The sequence below is a fragment of the Lacticaseibacillus songhuajiangensis genome (assembly GCF_003946025.1).
In the GTDB taxonomy this organism is placed as follows: Bacteria; Bacillota; Bacilli; order Lactobacillales; family Lactobacillaceae; genus Lacticaseibacillus; species Lacticaseibacillus songhuajiangensis.
Genome location: NZ_RHNR01000053.1, coordinates 1 through 15,670 on the forward strand (window position 1 = coordinate 1; position 15,670 = coordinate 15,670).

A 15,670-nucleotide genomic window follows, 5' to 3' on the forward strand; every position below is an offset into this window, starting at 1 on the left:
AATGGCAGTGTATGTTTCGCACATGAACTTTGTGCGAAATGTACACCGCCACTTTCGTTAGGAGCGGGATTTTGCCGACGGGTTTGCGGCAAAATCGCCAGTGGAAGACAGCGCAGCTGGCTGGAACGGTCCCACGCACACCCTTCCCGGGAGCGAAGCTAATCCGGCCCAGTTCCGACCTTCGGTCTAACCACTATTTTCAATTCCTGCATCCTTGCGGATGAAAGTTTCATGACTTACGCTTACGGACAGTAACAACGCGTCAAACGTGACAAAATTTAACTTTGGGACGCCTCACTATTTTTTTGTTATAATGGCAGGTGACGGCCTAGCGGCCAATACGGCGGGAAAACCCGCAATGAATGGAGTAACCAAGATGTTTATCTACTTTGGGCATAGCCGGTGCGCGCTGGTCGTACCGCTGCCGCCGCCGCAGCTGTAAGGCAAAATCACTGGCGGTAAAGACAATCACAGACACAGACGTGACATGCAATTGGCACGGCTCTGCCTCAAAAGGAGAAAAACAAACATGGTTGAAGCAATTAACTTAAAGCGCGGAATGGCATTCGAAAAGGATGGCAAGTTGATCAAGGTTCTCGAAACCAACCACCACAAGCCAGGTAAGGGTAACACCGTGATGCAGATGAAGCTTTACGATGTCCGCTCCGGTTCCATCGTGCAGACCACGATGCGCCCTACCGAAAAGGTGGAAATGGCGGTTCTCGAAACTAAGGCTGCCCAGTTCCTGTACACCCAGGATGACACAGCTTTCTTCATGGATTTGGAAACTTACGAACAGTATGAACTGGCAACCTCTTCCATCGAAAGCGAACTACTCTACCTGTTGCCAAACACGAACGTGAACATTGAGTTCTACGGCACCGAGGTTATCGGGATTAGCCTGCCAAGCACGGTCACCCTCAAGGTGACCGAAACGAGTCCTTCCATTAAGGGTGCGACTGTTTCCGGTTCTGGTAAGCCTGCAACGATGGAGACTGGCCTGGTCGTCAACGTGCCTGACTTCATCAAGGAAGGCGAAGCCCTGATTATCAACACTGACCGTGGCACCTACTCCAAGCGCGCCGCTGAATAATTCAACGCGTAACTTAAACAGCGCCCGTGAGAATCCATTTTAGTGGATTTGCACCGGCGCTGTTTTTGCGTCTTCAGCCACATTTTGGCCAAAATAAAAACGTCGGGGCTCAGCTCCGGCGCTTCATTACTATAGTTAGTTAGTTGATTAATCTGCTTCAACAGCGGATTCTTCTTCATCGTTAGCACTACGGCGTTGCACAGCGCCAAGTACCCCGCGGGCGATTGGTCCGACGATGAGCAGCTGCAATGGCAGTGCCATCAGGACGTTGAATGCCCAGGTGTGCAGGTAGGTGAGCACAATGTTGCCAGCGAAGTTATGCGTCACAATCATCCCGAATGCGGACATGAGCGTCACCATCCCGGCAACCATCAAAACAGAAATGCAGATGCCGATGATTGCAGGCTTCTTTTCCATTTCAGGCTTGAAGATGTGATTGAAGAAAATGTGCTTGGCGGTAGGCCCAACAATCAGCATGTCGAGGGCAATGGCAACAACCAGTGCCAGTGGGTAACCCGTCAGCACTTCGAGAATGTATCCGGAGCTAAAACCGTCTGCAAGGGCGACGTTGTAGCCGGCCATCACGAGGACCATCAGCCCAGCCATGATGAGTGTGAAAATAACTTCTTCTTTAAAATTCTTTGGCACAATAAAACTCCTGTAACCGTAAATTTGCGGCTTATCATTGGTACAAAAGGCGACACCAGCAAACATCCGCTTTACCTAGCAGAGCTTTCTGGCGCGGGACTGAAACATCCCCGAACGCGCCCCATTTCCCGTCAAACCGGCGGCCATAAAAACAACACTAGCAGAAAATTTTCATTTTCGTAAGCTTTATTTTCAGGAATTCGTTTTCATGAGTTTTGTTGTCCATTATTCAAAGAAAACTGGTCCCTCAGTTTTGTCTTCATTCGCCGCTAATTCTGGGGCGCCAGCGATCACCCGCTTCTCGTTGTACTTGTACACGTTCAAATAAAACTGCCAACCGAGGAAGGCCAATTCTTCCTTAAATTGGGTGCTCTTCGCTTCAAAATCTGGTAGTTGCGTCCCGCGAGCCACAAAGAGTTCAACTTGCCGCCGGATTTCACCGTTAACGGGGTCGGCATAACTGCTCGCTTCCATCGCCAGTTCCTCATGCATCTGCCTGAGCAAATCCGTTCGGCGGTGGTAAGCCAAGCTAACCGCTGTTTGGTAGGTCGAATCAATCAACATGTATTCCGTCAGCTGCGCACGTTCGCGCCGCATCGTCTGCCAAATCAGAAAGGCATCATCCCCCGCGGCAATTGTCATTTGCGTAATCAGCATCAATTCACTAGCCGTCAAGCGGCGCGCCTGCTTAAAGTGTTGCAATGCCCGCTGGCAGGCTTCGGGCAACTCCCAGTCCATCGTGCCATGGTAAACCGTGCACAAAACGGGGACTAGGGACGCCACCGCGTCAAGATACCACTTTGGCCAGTCATGTCCCTTCGTATACACGTCCGCCACTGTTTGACGAATAAAGGTCGCCTCGTCTGGCACACTCGCCGGATCATCCTCGACCTTGAAGAAATAATTCTGAATGGTGTTTTGCAGCGCCACATCTGGCGAATCATCGTAATTACTCATATCCATGGAATTACGATTATCAAACACGACCAGGCGGTTCAATAATTCCAGATGGTTACAGAAGCGCAAGTTTAACTTGCCTTGCTCGTACCGCAGTTGAGTTGGCGCGGTCCAATTGACCGCCGCCTGGGTCATCGTGAGCTGAAAACACTGCCGCACAGCGCCAACTACTGCCCCTGTCGCCGATCGGCGCTGCGTCGTGCTACCGGCTGCGCGCACCCGCGCGGCTAGGTCTGCATCGTATTCCGGCTGCATAATTGTTGAATTGTGCCAAACGGCAGCGTCAGTGTTCAGCGTTGCCATTAGTTCGCGCAGCCAATTGCACTGCTGATTGCCCGTATACTTTTCCACGATTTGCATGCGCCGCTTCATGTCCGCTTCAATCTGCGCGTTCGGCTGCTGCAGCTGCTTTTGTTGTAGTAAGAAAAGTTGCGCGCCCTCAACTACAACCAAATCCGCGGAGAATTTAGCCAAAATTTCCTGAATACCCGGTGCTACTTTCGCCATCAGCTCAGTGTCACCGCGCACAAGACCGCACCAGGCAAGAATATAAAGCACCTTTTGCTTTTCCAGCGAGTGGGCAACAGCAATCTCCGGATTTGCTTCTACCCACCAATCAAAGATCAAATTCAAGAGTTCTGTGCTCGCAAAGGGCAAACACGTCAGCAGCACACAACCATGCAAATCACTCAGCATCGGGTAACGCAAGAAGGTCGCTAGTTGCTGTTCCTCGCTTGCACTCAGGTGCGCGCCGGCACTCGGCCGCAACAGGGCATACTTAAACATGAGGCGCACAATCTGCTGCAGAAAATTATCAGCATCCGCAACGTGCTCCGCGAGGTAATGGTCGCGATAGGACACCAGCGCAACTTCATCTCGGCACCGAATCGCCAGTTCCGTCTCCGAAGGAAATGCGCCCGGCAGTCTGCTCAGCATCCGCTGCAAATCACCTTCTGAAAGTCCCAAATGCCGCGCAACAAGTTGTGCCTGGGCAACCGAAATATCCGTTTCGCCGCGCTCAAACCGTGACAGCGCGGATGAAGAGCCCTCGGTGCCGGCTGCTTCGGCCAAGGTCATCCCCTGATCCGTGCGCACCTGCTTAAACAGCCGGCCAATTTCTTTACTAAATGTCGTCGTTGTTTTCATCGCGCAGCATTCCTTTGCATTTGATTTTGTTAACTTCATTATATGATGAATTGCCACTTATTTTGTTACATTTAAGCGGCAGGACAAAAGAGCGCTCAAATAAGTAGTCGCGCGCGGCATCCCTGTCATCGTCGTCATTAAAACGACACAAAAAAATGTGCAAGCCGTGCGGCGTGCACACCCTTATCCGTTGTTTTATCAATCACGACTGTCTACAGCAGCCGCTCCTTAATGTAATGCAGTACGCCCTGTTCATTATTACTCAGCGTGACGTGGTTAGCCGCCGCGATGACATCATCATCCGCATTGGCAACAGCCACGCCATCTCCGGCGTACTGCAACATCTCAATATCGTTGCCGCCATTACCAAAAGTCGTCATGGCCGCCGCCGGCACACCCAGTACTGTCCCGAGCTCGGCAAGCCCGCGCGCCTTGTGCATCCCCGGCTGAATAATGTCGATGTCGCCATGCCCACTAGACGTTGGTTCCGCGATGCTGGCTAAACGGCGCCGGTACTCCGCAACGTATGCCATGGTTTCGGCGTCTGGACACGAACTGGCAAACTTCACGATGTCATCATCAATCTCCCCCGGCTCATCAATGAGCTCCAGCCGGTAGTAGTACTTGCGCAATTCATCGATGTAGGCCTCATCGGCCGTCTTCAGCACATACGCTGCCTTCACGCCGCAAGCCGCCCACTGTACAGCAGGGTACGCGCGCAGCACGTCGATGATTTGGTGCACGGCGTTCTCACTAAATACCGAGTCAAAGTAGATTTGCTCATCATCGCGAATGAGCGCCCCATTTTCCGAGACGTAGACAATGTCTGGGTAGCCCTCAAAAAACGAGCGCAACTGGTAGTACTGGTTGCCGCTAGCCACAACGAAACGGATCCCCTGCTCCAGCATCTGCTCGTGAATTTTGCCGAACAGTGCTCGATCATAATCCATCTTATCGTTCAAAAAGGTGCCATCCATATCGACAGCTACCAGCTTGCGTTCCTGCATCATCAGTTCCCCCATTAAGGCAAATTGTTATCGCTTACATGAAGATGATAGCAGTGATTTTGTCATTGCGCCACACAAAATTTGCGAATAAGAACACATCTTATTTAATTTACCGCCCCAAAGGGCCTATTGCACCTTCGTTAGTTCATCCAGCGTGTGCCCATCTGCATCCACCAATTCGAGCCACCCGTTGGTGTCGCCATAGTAAAGAAAGAGCCCCATTTCGTTCACACTGCGCAGCACGACCGGCTTAACGGTGCGCCCATTAACAATGGCGTCGGCGTGATCCGCGCGCAACTTGTCACCGTACTTCGTGCCGTAGCTGACGGAACCGTCTTGATTCAGAATACCGTCCCTGCGGAGCACCGCACCCGCGGCAATTTCCATTTCTTTGGCCTTGCGCCAGAACACCGTGGCACTGGCGCCGTTGCGGGACACTGTGAACGGGCAATCTGCCAATTGCCGGTCGAAACGGTGCCGCGCTTTAGCGGGGCGCTTCTTGGCCACTGGGCGCTGACCGAACTGATACCCGAGTGCCACAAGTACTTGCCGAATTTCGGCGAACATGGCGCTAACGGTCTGATAGACACCTGCTGGTAATTCAACCTCAGCAATATCAGTGCCAGCGATGACGGCCGTCATGACCTTCTGCAAATAGGCGGTTTCAATGTCCCAGCCCAAGTGCAGACGCAGTGCCTGATCAGTACCAGCTGGAAACGCGCCGCTGGCAATTATCCGGTGTTCACTTGCGGCCAGCAGCAGATCTTCATCCCCTGCCTGGAGATTTCGGTCAATTGTGATGTCGCCGTGGTCTTGCGGGAGCGTCGCCACCATTTGGGCATCCGTAATTCTCAGCTGAATTTCCATGTCACTAACCCACTTTCTTTCCAGTATTTTTGTTACCCACACAGTAACAAACTCGCCCTTGTGCTTCAATTATTTCGTATTTGACTCTTCTACCCAATGCGGTAAGATTTACCTAGAAAGCTAGACACAATGGAGGGGTAAACTATGGATGAAGTCGTTGATATTGCACAGCAATTTAGTCTCATTAGCAATCTAATCAGGCGGGAACTGGAACTCTTCTCCCGCGAGCAAGGCATCAGTGCCGCGTCCGCACGCGTCCTGAATTACCTAGCAGATCACTTGGGTGAGCAGATTTTCCAGCGCGACGTTGAACGCGAATGTGGTATTCGCGCCTCCACGGCAACCGTGCTCCTCAAAAAGATGGAAGCCGCTGGCCTGATTACGCGGCGGCCAACCAAGCGCGACCGGCGCCTGCTCGCCATTCACCTGACAGGTAAGTCCCGCCGCATCCTCAGCTCCGTGCAGGAAGAAATGCGCGGCATCGACGAGGCCATTTTGCGGGGCGTCGACAAGGATGACGCCGCTGCCTTCATGCGTGTCGTTGAACAGGTGAAGCACAACCTGACTAACTAAAGAATGTATTGGCCTAGTCGTCGCGCTCAAGTGCGCCGCGACTAGGCCTTTTTGTGTTTACCCAAATGTATCGAATCGTTACATTCGCCGCCACTCGTTACACAGTCTTACGTAAACATTACTTGGGACGCATATTCTCGTTACACCCACCCGCTATCCTTAAAGTGTCATCAAGCAAGCGCCAAGCACAGCAAAAGAGGTCATCTCATGATTATCGTCATTATCATTGCCATTTTGTGCGCCCCGCTCACTTACTGGGCACTATCCGGAAAGGCGGACGCTCTGATTGCGCAGCACTGTCAAAACGAAGGTCACCACGCAAAGCATCCCCTCAAATGAGACTGTTTTGCGGCGGTTACCGCCTGACTTTTGTATCGTTTCGTTACAAAAGAACCTGCGGCGTTACTTTTGCTTACACAAGCGTTACATCGGTCGCGCCGGTTGGTTACATCCGCGCGCTATGCTCAAGATAAACATTCTGGGAGTGACGATATGAGTACTGCAGTTGAGGAGAAATTACACCGCATCGACTTCATGATTGCGGAGATGAGTTTACTGGCCGGCGGCATGGTTTACGATGCCGCGAGCACGGTCTGCACTGGTGATACCATGCGGGCGGACCGCGTCCAACACGACGAGGCGCAAATGAACGATGCGCTGAAGCGCCTAGAGTTTTTGGCCATGCGTACTGCCGCGCTCGAAGTGCACGCGGCCCCAGTTCAGCACCACATTTTACGCGCGGCCAAGACTGCGGCCAACATTGAGCTCATTGCCGATGGTGCGAGCATGATTGCTCAGCACGTGCAACCCGCGCACGCGCTGACGACAGACGCCGCAATTCGCGACAGCATCATTGATGCAGCCTATGCAGTGCAAACGCTGCTTGAACAGGTTACGGACGCCTATGTTCGGGGCGATCAGCAAGTTGCCCAGCAGCTGACCGCAGGGGACGACCGGGTCGATGCAGCGTACGCCCGCGGCCGGCAACTGCTCAGCAGTAGCATGCAACAACACGCCGAATTAGCAAACGGGATTACCTGCTTGCTGATTTTGCAACAATTGGAGCTCATGGGTGACCAGGTCGTCGACATCACGCGCTGGATTGGTTACGGGCGGGAAAAACAGGTCACGAGCGCTGATAATTAGGTGTTTTACAGCGAATTTTGCACAAAGTCCGCCCGCCTGCGCGGTCCGGTCGCGTTATACTGGAGGTACCAAGACGGGAGGACGATTCATGCTCAAACGAAAATTGGTACTTAGTGATATTGACGGTACGCTCATTGACAGTGACAACCAGCTGCAGCCAGAGGTCATCGCGGCCATTCGCGATTATACTCAGGCCGGTGGCCACTTCGTCTTAGCCTCAGCACGCCCAGCGCTAGGCATGGTGCAAATTGCGCAGCAACTCGGACTGGCACTGCCAATGGTCACGCTCAACGGCGCGCTCATCGTGCAAAATGACCCGCAAAGCGGCAACTTCACCACACTTTTGCAGCAGCCCATGGCAGACGGCGACGCTTGGCGAATCTACCGCTTGATTAAAGCCGCACATTTGCCGATTTCAATTAATGTGCACGCCGGCACCCACTGGTACGTCGATGCGCACGAATATTGGAGCAATCAGGAAGCCGCAATCGTCGGTTTCACGCCGGAAACCAAGGATATCGCCCCAGCGCTCGAAAAAGGACTGACGGTCCACAAAATCCTGTGCATGGGCGAACCGGACGCGATTGACCGCCTCGACGCGCTGCTCAAGCAAGAAAACGGCCTGGACATCAGCGCCAGCCGCAGTAAACCGACTTACCTCGAGCTGACCGCACGCGGCGTCGCCAAAAGTTCAGCTCTGCGACACTTGGCCGAGCTCTGGAACATTCCGCTAGCGGCAACCATGGCCGTTGGCGACGGTGAAAACGACCTGCCGATGATGCAGGCTGCCGGACTCGGTGTCGGGATGGGTAACTCCCTGAAACAGGTCCGTGCAGTGCTGAAGACTTTTGTTGCCGATAACAACCATGCCGGCGTGGCGGAAGCCTTACGTAAATACGCCATGTAGCAATGTGTGCTAGAATTTGCCTAATTATCGAAGAAGGCAGGTCCTGTGCATGCTTGAATTACTCAACTTTGACGATTCGCCGCACGCGGTCATTGATCCGTTCCGCGATGAAGGTTACGTCTTTCCAGAACGCATGCTGTTTGCATTCGTCGATGCCACGCGCATCGACGAATTTTGTCGTGCCCACCATGGCCGGGTACTCGCGACGTTTGAAACCATCTCCAACGTGTTTCACGTCCAGCAAGTCATCGTTGACGGCGAGCCTGTCGGCATCTGCCGCGCCCCGCTGGGTGCACCGGCAGCCACCCAACTATTGGAATTTCTGATTGCGTATGGCGCGCGGCGGATTATTGCCACTGGTTCCTGTGGTGTGCTCAACGACCAGGCCGAAAATGAATTTCTTGTGGTTCAGCGCGCATTGCGGGACGAAGGTACCTCCTTCCACTACCTACCCGCCGCCGATAGCATCACCCTAGACGCTGATTTTGCAATGCAGGTCAAAGCAACTATCGAGAGTCAGGGTAATGCGGCCAAATTCGTCAACACCTGGACAACGGACGCCTTCTTCCGCGAAACGGCGGCAAAAGGTCACCGCAAGACGCCAGGCTGGCTACACCGTCGTCGAAATGGAATGCGCGGCACTAGCAGCATGTGCCCAATTCCGGCAGGTACAGTTCGGCCAAATTCTGTTTACGGGCGATTCCCTTGCGGCAGCGCGTGGTCACGATGCTCGTGACTTCGGCGAGAGTGCGCGGATGGCGGCACTGGCGTTGGGAAGTCGTTGCTTGCTGCAACTATCATAATTGTCCACGACTAAACTATTTTCGAAAAACAACTTGGCTAATTTGTCGTCATTACTCAGAATTTTGCTTCAACCTGCGAAGGTGAGGCTGTGATTGAGCGTAGTAAAGGGAAACGAAGCTCAATCGCACCCTCACCGGCCTCACGCTGTCAGCAGTAGCGCGCCAATGCTATACTTAAACCCGAAAGAGAGGAATCAACATGTACACTTTTGCACCTGTAAATACCGCTGCTGCCAAAGCCGCTGTCCTAGCAATTTACCAGCAGAACCGCGACTACTACCGCGTAATTGGCGCACCTGCTCCCAGCGCAGACACGGTTGAAGAAGACATTAACGCCCTGCCCAACGGCATCGACGTTCACGCCAAGCACTTCTGGCTGATTCAGCAAGACGGTGCAAACATTGGCGTGATTGACCTCGTTGAAAGCTATCCGGAAAAAACTACCATCTACGTCGGCCTGCTCGAAATCGCCGACCATGGTAAGGGCCATGGCCGCGCCGTCATGGAGCAACTCGGTGCCGCCTTCAAGCAGCACGGCTACAAGCACCTTGAACTTGGCGTCGTCAGCGATAACAAGGATGGCCTTGCTTTCTGGACTGCGCTCGGCCTAACCCCAGTACGCACCGTCATGGGTGAGGTAGGTCCGCGCAACGAACGCGAGATTACCGTCATGACAATTGATCTGTAGGCGCAAACTAGGTCTGCGCTTTTTGCAAAATTTTGCCTATTTACTATGAATAAGTAGGTAAATGTGCGACGATTAAGTTATTGATAATAGAACGTCTCAAGGAGGAAATAGCATGGTTCAACTTTGGCTTACACGGCACGGTGAAACGGAATACAACGTTCAGGGTGTGGTTCAGGGCGTCGTTAACTCAAACCTGACGGCCCGCGGTGCAGCGGACGCGCAAGCGCTCGGCCGCGGCTTCGCTAAGGATGGGGTCACCTTCGATGCCGCTTACTCCAGTGATTTGCAACGCGCAGCGGATACTGCGCAGCTGGCACTGGCCGCAGCGAACATCAACCTGCCTGTCACCCAACTTAGTGGCTTGCGTGAACAGAATTTTGGCCTGTTTGACGGCCAGCCGGAAACCCAGCGTCAGGGTGCTCTGGGCAAAATGCTCACGGACGCGGGCGTTGAAAACGTGGCTTCCCTGAACATGAAGCAGATGGTTGACCTCGTTCGGATCATCGATGTGCACAATGGTGGTGGTGCTGCCGAAAACGCCAGCATGAGTATCATGCGCTTCGGGGCCACGATGGCTAAGATTGCCCAGGACGCGGAAATTCGCGGCCAGGAGAACGTCTTCGTTGTTGCCCATGGTGCCATTATCTGGCTGTGGCTCAACTCCCTCGGGATGCCTGATGACGCCGACTTCATCAAGAACGCGGCCGTTTCCAAGGTTGTCTACGGCAAGAAGGGCTTCACCATGCTCAGCTACAACAGCCGTAAGTACGTTGAACTCGGCGGCGGCAACAAGGACGAACCTGCTCAGCATTTTGATCTGAACTAACCCACGTCACGCAACTAAATGGCATGCAAAAAGCCAGTCTAAGCGACTGGCTTTTTTGTGTTGCCATCTTCCAAGTTTACTTGTGCAGTGACACGTACTTAGCTTCCATAAACTGGTTAATCCCGAGGTTGTAGTACTTCTTACCCTTGATGGTTGCAGTGCCGAAGACCTTCCAGTTGGTCTGGCCCTTCAGCTTGCGCGCCTTACCGTACTTGTCGTAGATAATCCCGTGCTTGGCGTTCCAAATCTGAATACCGTAGTGCTTGTTGTAATTTACGTGGCCGACACCAATCTTCTGAATGGCAACGTCACTCGCCTTCACCCACTGGCCGCCGCCAACACCGTAGTAGAGGGCGCCCTTCACGCTGAGCAGGTAACTGGTCTTCCAAGAAGAGCTCTTCTTGAGCGCCTTGCCCTTCTTCAGTGCGTAGTTGCTGCCGAAGGTGTAGACGTTGGTCGCCTTCTTGGTTTTAACAACGCCCTTGTACGGGATGTTGTAGTCGGCTTTGACAACCTTCGCAGTAGAAACAACATAGCCCGTGAAGGTCGTCTGTTCGCCAATATTCCATGAACCACCATCATTCAGATCTGGGACAGCGGGAATATTGTGGGCACGAATTTCATCATAGGTAGCTAGACGGTAACCGCTAGGCAATTCCACACTGTCGATATTCACCGTGGCCAAATTATATGCTTTGAATGATTTGGTAGCTACCTTAGTACCATTATAATTAATCCAGTTAATCGTCCGAGTGTGCAAACCTTCAGAGTCCCAATAATATCCCTGATCCACAATCGTTGCCTGCGCTGGTGCGCCGGTCTGCACCGCGGTGCCAATCCCGATTGCCGCTACAGCCAGGGCAAGTGCACCAACAAGCTTCTTTGTACCAAAATTAGACATATTTTCTCCTCCTGAAAATAACAGTCGTAATAACTACGCCATTAAAATATCACTTAATAATAACAAATTGCAATACAAAATCGAGAATTTGCAAATAAGTAATGCATCCCTCGGTTATTCGCCGCGATTCGCGCAATTATGCGCGTCGCCTTATCATTTCAATAACGTTAATAAGGATGAATTCAAGCGACATAATAATCACGACTTGCTAAACGGCTGGCCCCGCAATCAATAACTAGCATGAGTTTCAGTTGATAATAATTAGTTATTTTAATCACAACAAAATAGAGCCACCCGCATTCACCATCTTATCGGTAAACACGGGCAGCTCTGTTCTTTGCAGTGCAACTATCTTCCAGCCTACAATTCTGGCAGCTCACTCATCTTTTCATCACTGTACAGCACATCCCCATCAATGACGGTCGGCAGAAAGTTCACGCCGCTGTTTGCGACGCCGTCAGCCGTTGCCTTTGCGGCCGCATCAGCTTCCGCAAAACGCGTTACGCCGTAGGTCTTCTCCAGATATGCCGCTGGATCGGCCGCCGCGCGTAGCGGTTCCTGATTGGCAAAGACTGCGCGAACAAATTTGAAGGCGGCATCTGGGTGCTGATAATCAATGTAGCCATTGGCCACGTTGCCGTTGGCGAGCGCTGGTTTCTGCTTGTTCCAAAATACCAACTGCGCCTGCACGCGCCCGGCCGCAATAGCGGCATCCAGTGCCTCGATGTTGGCGTTGAACCAGTCATGGCTGTCGGTGCAGCCCAAGTTCAGCACAATGGTTAAGGCGCGCGGTGCAGCCGCTGCGCCCAGGTTCAAGCTGTACGCTTTTGCAAATGCATTTGTCATGTTAAAACCTACTTTCTGCAACTATTGCTAATCAAGCAGTGCGTGCTGCGTGGGCGTGAGCGCCGCCAAGTTGGCTGGTGTCACGTTCCACACCAGAATCGACCACTGACCGGCGCGCTTGTGCAATACCGTCACGCTGGTGTTGGCTAGCTGGCCCGAGTCCCGTGCGTGGTCCAAGGGCGTGCCGTTCAGGATGTTGGCCATGATGGTCAGTACAATGCCGTGACTGACAACGAGTCCGCGACCGTGTTCACCGAGTACGGTCGCCGCATCATCAAACGCTGCGCTTGCCCGCTGCACCATGTGCTGGTAGCCTTCCGCGTGAAAGCGGGCGTAATCCCACTGTTCCATGTGGTGGCGGTACTTAATGAACTCGTCATTACCGGCCCAGTCGGCGAGCAACTGTCCGTCCCAATCGCCGAGACTCATCTCCCGCAAGCGCGGATCAATGGTCACTGGCTTATCGGCACCCACAATCAGTTCTGTTGTGGTCATCGCCCGCGGCATTGGTGACGAGATAATCCGGTCAAACCGCACGGGGGCAAGCAGGTCATGCACTTGCCGCGCTCCCGCCACGCCTTTTGCCGTCAGCGGACTATCAACGCCGCCGCCATTAAAACGTTCCTGTGCGTTAATCACGGTTTCGCCGTGCCGCACTAAGTATAAATCAGCCATCGCGTGCCCCTATTCCGGCAAAACCGGGTCGAGGCGCACCAGCACGTTCTCAGCATCCAGGATGGCATCACTGTAGGCAGGCGACTTCACCGGTGTCCGCGTGTTGATGAACTTCAGGTGGTGGTCACCCGTGGTCGTCCGCACAACCAGCTCAAAAGTATAGAACTCGTCGGGTTTTTCCGGTTCCTCTTCAGTTGGCTCGTTCGTCTGCGTAATTGGTGGCAGCGTGTTGTCCTTGGTCAGTCCCAGGCGCTTGCCATCCGCATTGAAAATCACAATGTCATCTTGCAGCAACTGGTAGCCCTTGAGCTCCGCCTGCGTGAAAACCACTGACTTCATACGGCTCAGCTTCAGCCGCATCGTCTTCTTGCGGCTGTCGAACTCCAGGTACCGGTCCTTGTAGTCCGGCGCAAAGTCCGGCGTCTTCTTACTAAATAATCCCATAGCAGCCTCCCAGGTAAAATGGTAGCGTTCGCAGTCCATTATAGCGTAGATTACGGCGCCGCGTTTTGGCGAATACAAAAATCCCGGCTGGAATTAAGCTACTGGCATTATCTTTACCAAAATAAACACCAACGCCGGCCGTATCCTGACCAATCTGAATTACGGTGAGGATACGGCCTACAAACGTGCACCGCGATGCAGCTCCCTGCGCCTAACCCAAACGGCCACCAATTCCCACAAACCAGGAATTGATGGCCGTTTACGTTAGTGCTCCGAAGCTAACCGTACCGCGGTCCACTTAATTAATCCAGCCGCGGCAATTACGGCCGGTCAAAGTAATACCCCTGCAGGTAGCGCGCACCAAACTGCTGCTGCGCCCACCTAACATCGGCCTTACTCTCAATGCCTTCAATGATGAAGCGCAGGTGGTGCTCTTGCGCGACTTGTGCCCAGAAGGCGAGCCGCTGATCCATGTTGCGCGTGCCGTTATCTGCGCGCCGCATGTTCTGGACGGCGTACTTCATGCCGTCAAAGTAATCGAGCACGCTTTGCACTTCATCGTAGTGATTATCACTACCGACGTCGTCAATGTAGATGGCGATGTCAGCAGCATGATACCGCGGCCCCATGGCCTTCAGGGTTTCAATTTGGGGCATCTGGGGCAATTCAATGGCTAATGCTTCCGGCGCGTCCGCAGACTGCATGAGTTCGCTGAAGGCCGCCGCCGTCTTGTCGCTAGCAAACTGCTCCAGACTCAAGTTAACGTTCAAGCGCTGCGGTTTCAGTTTGGGCAAAATGTCGCGGATCATCCCCACCTGTGTTTGCGCCGACACATCGAAACGCTCTGGCACTATCCAGCGGTCATGCTCGTAGTCATACCGCCGCAGCAGCAGTTCGTTGCTGACAACGGGCATCCCCGGAGCACTGGCATCCACAATTTGCTGGGTAAAGTAGGTATAGGTGGCGTAGACGGGTTTCCCTGTGCTGGCATTTTGCGTCTGGCCTTCAATTGTGATGACGTCGCGGCCGTTGTGTTTGCTCTGGTAGAGGTTGTCATCAGCGCGCTTGTAAAGGGATTCGATGTCATCGTCCGGCTGGAGCGCAGTCACCCCAATCGAAATGGTGACCTTAATATCGAAATCTTCATAACTAAAGCGGCTAATGCGAATCGTGTGCCAGCAGTCGCGGACAATTTTGAGCACTTCTGCCGGTGTCTGCCCAGGAAAGAGAATGTTGAACTCCTCGCCCCCAGTCCGGTAAATTTGGGCGCCGTGGTGGTCGCGCGCCAGAATTTTGCCCAGCGTCGTGGCCACGCCCATGAGCACGGCGTTACCGGCCAGGTGCCCGTACTCGTCATTAATCTGCTTAAAGTGGTCAATGTCCAGCGCCGCCAGCGTTAAGGGCGCACCCTGCGTCCGCGCCTCGGCCAGCCGCGCCACTAAGTCACGCTCATAAGTGGAATAAGTCTTGGCGTTCGTCAGCATATCGTAATTCGCGAGTTGCGCGAGCTCATCGGTGTGCTCAGCGCTGCGGTGCTGGGCAATCCAGAAGTTGGTCGCCACAATCGCCATGGCCACCTGCATGCCGATGGCTTCCCAAGCAATCGGCGTGGTCACGTGCACACCGGCAGAAATGTCCGGTAGCAGTAGCCAGAAGCTCATCGCGATGTAGGCGAAGACGGCCATGCTGATGATCGGTGTGAAGCGAATGGTGCTGCTGAAGCGGCGGATGAAAACCAGCGCAATGGCCAGCAATACCAGCGACACGATGAATTGCGGCCGGTCAAAATGACCGGCATGGTGCATCGCCCAGATGATCACCAGCGCCACCACACGCACTAGGTATTCCCCGAGGTTAATCTCCTGATCCAGCAATGACAGCACCAGCAGAAACAGCCCTAAGTTGTGGAACATCATCGCGGTCGACAGTACCTGGTAACCCATCAGGTGCAGCGCGCCGCCGACACCAATGGCCATCGCCGCGAGCAGTATGCGGTACAGCACCCGTTTGCGCGGTTGATCCTGGTTTAGGACAAAGCCGCGGCGCCAAATATTCTGGTAGTAAGTAGTGGCTGGTGAATAATTTGTCCAAGCTATCTGTAACAGTTCCTTAACCCGTTATCGTTGTATAATAGATGCATAGG

At 53.4% G+C, this 15,670-nt stretch carries 16 protein-coding genes and 1 pseudogene; 8 read left to right on the forward strand and 9 right to left on the reverse strand.

Annotated features, from left to right (window positions below):
• Positions 1–529: 529 nt before the first annotated feature.
• Positions 530–1,093, forward strand: coding sequence for an elongation factor P (gene efp, locus EKM97_RS10510; RefSeq protein ID WP_125572364.1), 564 nt, complete (start codon positions 530–532; stop codon positions 1,091–1,093).
• A 147-nt stretch (positions 1,094–1,240) separates the two neighbouring features.
• On the opposite strand, the gene EKM97_RS10515 is transcribed toward efp, so the two are convergent.
• The 4 genes from EKM97_RS10515 to EKM97_RS10530 form a co-directional block, all read right to left on the reverse strand.
• Positions 1,241–1,741, reverse strand: a complete 501-nt coding sequence (locus EKM97_RS10515; RefSeq protein ID WP_125572365.1) for a DUF2798 domain-containing protein — start codon at positions 1,739–1,741, stop codon at positions 1,241–1,243.
• Between the two features lie 225 nt (positions 1,742–1,966).
• On the reverse strand, positions 1,967–3,844 hold the full coding sequence (locus tag EKM97_RS10520) for a helix-turn-helix domain-containing protein (protein WP_164507531.1): 1,878 nt from the start codon (positions 3,842–3,844) through the stop codon (positions 1,967–1,969).
• Between the two features lie 212 nt (positions 3,845–4,056).
• Positions 4,057–4,854: a Cof-type HAD-IIB family hydrolase gene (locus tag EKM97_RS10525; RefSeq protein ID WP_225419276.1), complete on the reverse strand. Its 798-nt coding sequence runs from the start codon at positions 4,852–4,854 to the stop codon at positions 4,057–4,059.
• A gap of 123 nt (positions 4,855–4,977) precedes the next feature.
• On the reverse strand, positions 4,978–5,718 hold the full coding sequence (locus EKM97_RS10530) for a hypothetical protein (RefSeq protein WP_125572367.1): 741 nt from the start codon (positions 5,716–5,718) through the stop codon (positions 4,978–4,980).
• Between the two features lie 144 nt (positions 5,719–5,862).
• Here EKM97_RS10530 and EKM97_RS10535 point away from each other — a divergent pair, with 144 nt between their 5' ends.
• The 7 genes and pseudogenes from EKM97_RS10535 (at position 5,863) to EKM97_RS10560 (ending at position 10,661) form a co-directional block, all read left to right on the forward strand.
• The gene (locus tag EKM97_RS10535) at positions 5,863–6,291 is read left to right on the forward strand and encodes a MarR family winged helix-turn-helix transcriptional regulator (protein ID WP_125572368.1); all 429 of its coding nucleotides are present in this window, start codon (positions 5,863–5,865) and stop codon (positions 6,289–6,291) included.
• Between the two features lie 492 nt (positions 6,292–6,783).
• Entirely contained in the window at positions 6,784–7,437 is a 654-nt protein-coding gene (locus tag EKM97_RS10540; protein WP_125572369.1) for a PhoU domain-containing protein, read from the forward strand.
• Between the two features lie 88 nt (positions 7,438–7,525).
• Positions 7,526–8,344 (forward strand): Cof-type HAD-IIB family hydrolase, encoded by an 819-nt coding sequence (locus EKM97_RS10545; protein ID WP_125572370.1) that lies wholly within the window; start codon positions 7,526–7,528, stop codon positions 8,342–8,344.
• A 133-nt stretch (positions 8,345–8,477) separates the two neighbouring features.
• A pseudogene (locus EKM97_RS12235) lies at positions 8,478–8,861 on the forward strand (phosphorylase family protein); the annotation flags it as partial.
• A gap of 109 nt (positions 8,862–8,970) precedes the next feature.
• Positions 8,971–9,147, forward strand: coding sequence for a nucleoside phosphorylase-I family protein (locus tag EKM97_RS12240; RefSeq protein ID WP_404820216.1), 177 nt, complete (start codon positions 8,971–8,973; stop codon positions 9,145–9,147).
• 199 nt (positions 9,148–9,346) lie between these two features.
• Positions 9,347–9,835, forward strand: a complete 489-nt coding sequence (locus EKM97_RS10555) for a GNAT family N-acetyltransferase (RefSeq protein ID WP_125572371.1) — start codon at positions 9,347–9,349, stop codon at positions 9,833–9,835.
• Between the two features lie 112 nt (positions 9,836–9,947).
• Positions 9,948–10,661, forward strand: a complete 714-nt coding sequence (locus EKM97_RS10560; protein ID WP_125572372.1) for a histidine phosphatase family protein — start codon at positions 9,948–9,950, stop codon at positions 10,659–10,661.
• 76 nt (positions 10,662–10,737) lie between these two features.
• Here EKM97_RS10560 and EKM97_RS10565 read toward each other — a convergent pair whose 3' ends face one another.
• The 5 genes from EKM97_RS10565 to EKM97_RS10585 form a co-directional block, all read right to left on the reverse strand.
• Positions 10,738–11,562, reverse strand: a complete 825-nt coding sequence (locus EKM97_RS10565) for an SLAP domain-containing protein (protein ID WP_125572373.1) — start codon at positions 11,560–11,562, stop codon at positions 10,738–10,740.
• A gap of 360 nt (positions 11,563–11,922) precedes the next feature.
• Positions 11,923–12,408, reverse strand: a complete 486-nt coding sequence (locus EKM97_RS10570) for a thioredoxin domain-containing protein (RefSeq protein WP_125572374.1) — start codon at positions 12,406–12,408, stop codon at positions 11,923–11,925.
• A gap of 27 nt (positions 12,409–12,435) precedes the next feature.
• Complete coding sequence (locus tag EKM97_RS10575; RefSeq protein WP_125572375.1) at positions 12,436–13,083, reverse strand: histidine phosphatase family protein; 648 nt, start codon at positions 13,081–13,083, stop codon at positions 12,436–12,438.
• Between the two features lie 9 nt (positions 13,084–13,092).
• The gene (locus tag EKM97_RS10580) at positions 13,093–13,527 is read right to left on the reverse strand and encodes a hypothetical protein (protein ID WP_125572376.1); all 435 of its coding nucleotides are present in this window, start codon (positions 13,525–13,527) and stop codon (positions 13,093–13,095) included.
• 320 nt (positions 13,528–13,847) lie between these two features.
• Positions 13,848–15,530 carry a sensor domain-containing diguanylate cyclase gene (locus tag EKM97_RS10585; RefSeq protein ID WP_125572377.1) on the reverse strand — a complete coding sequence of 561 codons (1,683 nt, stop codon included), beginning with the start codon at positions 15,528–15,530 and terminating at the stop codon, positions 13,848–13,850.
• Positions 15,531–15,670 lie beyond the last annotated feature (140 nt).

Bases quoted from the DNA above. Each gene is read 5' to 3' on its own strand.
- efp (WP_125572364.1), top strand. From the start codon at position 530: ATGGTTGAAGCAATTAACTTAAAGCGCGGAATGGCATTCGAAAAGGAT.
- EKM97_RS10520 (WP_164507531.1), bottom strand. From the start codon at position 3,844: ATGAAAACAACGACGACATTTAGTAAAGAAATTGGCCGGCTGTTTAAG.
- EKM97_RS10525 (WP_225419276.1), bottom strand. From the start codon at position 4,854: ATGATGCAGGAACGCAAGCTGGTAGCTGTCGATATGGATGGCACCTTT.
- EKM97_RS10530 (WP_125572367.1), bottom strand. From the start codon at position 5,718: ATGGAAATTCAGCTGAGAATTACGGATGCCCAAATGGTGGCGACGCTC.
- EKM97_RS10535 (WP_125572368.1), top strand. From the start codon at position 5,863: ATGGATGAAGTCGTTGATATTGCACAGCAATTTAGTCTCATTAGCAAT.
- EKM97_RS10540 (WP_125572369.1), top strand. From the start codon at position 6,784: ATGAGTACTGCAGTTGAGGAGAAATTACACCGCATCGACTTCATGATT.
- EKM97_RS10545 (WP_125572370.1), top strand. From the start codon at position 7,526: ATGCTCAAACGAAAATTGGTACTTAGTGATATTGACGGTACGCTCATT.
- EKM97_RS12240 (WP_404820216.1), top strand. From the start codon at position 8,971: ATGGAATGCGCGGCACTAGCAGCATGTGCCCAATTCCGGCAGGTACAG.
- EKM97_RS10555 (WP_125572371.1), top strand. From the start codon at position 9,347: ATGTACACTTTTGCACCTGTAAATACCGCTGCTGCCAAAGCCGCTGTC.
- EKM97_RS10560 (WP_125572372.1), top strand. From the start codon at position 9,948: ATGGTTCAACTTTGGCTTACACGGCACGGTGAAACGGAATACAACGTT.
- EKM97_RS10565 (WP_125572373.1), bottom strand. From the start codon at position 11,562: ATGTCTAATTTTGGTACAAAGAAGCTTGTTGGTGCACTTGCCCTGGCT.
- EKM97_RS10570 (WP_125572374.1), bottom strand. From the start codon at position 12,408: ATGACAAATGCATTTGCAAAAGCGTACAGCTTGAACCTGGGCGCAGCG.
- EKM97_RS10575 (WP_125572375.1), bottom strand. From the start codon at position 13,083: ATGGCTGATTTATACTTAGTGCGGCACGGCGAAACCGTGATTAACGCA.
- EKM97_RS10580 (WP_125572376.1), bottom strand. From the start codon at position 13,527: ATGGGATTATTTAGTAAGAAGACGCCGGACTTTGCGCCGGACTACAAG.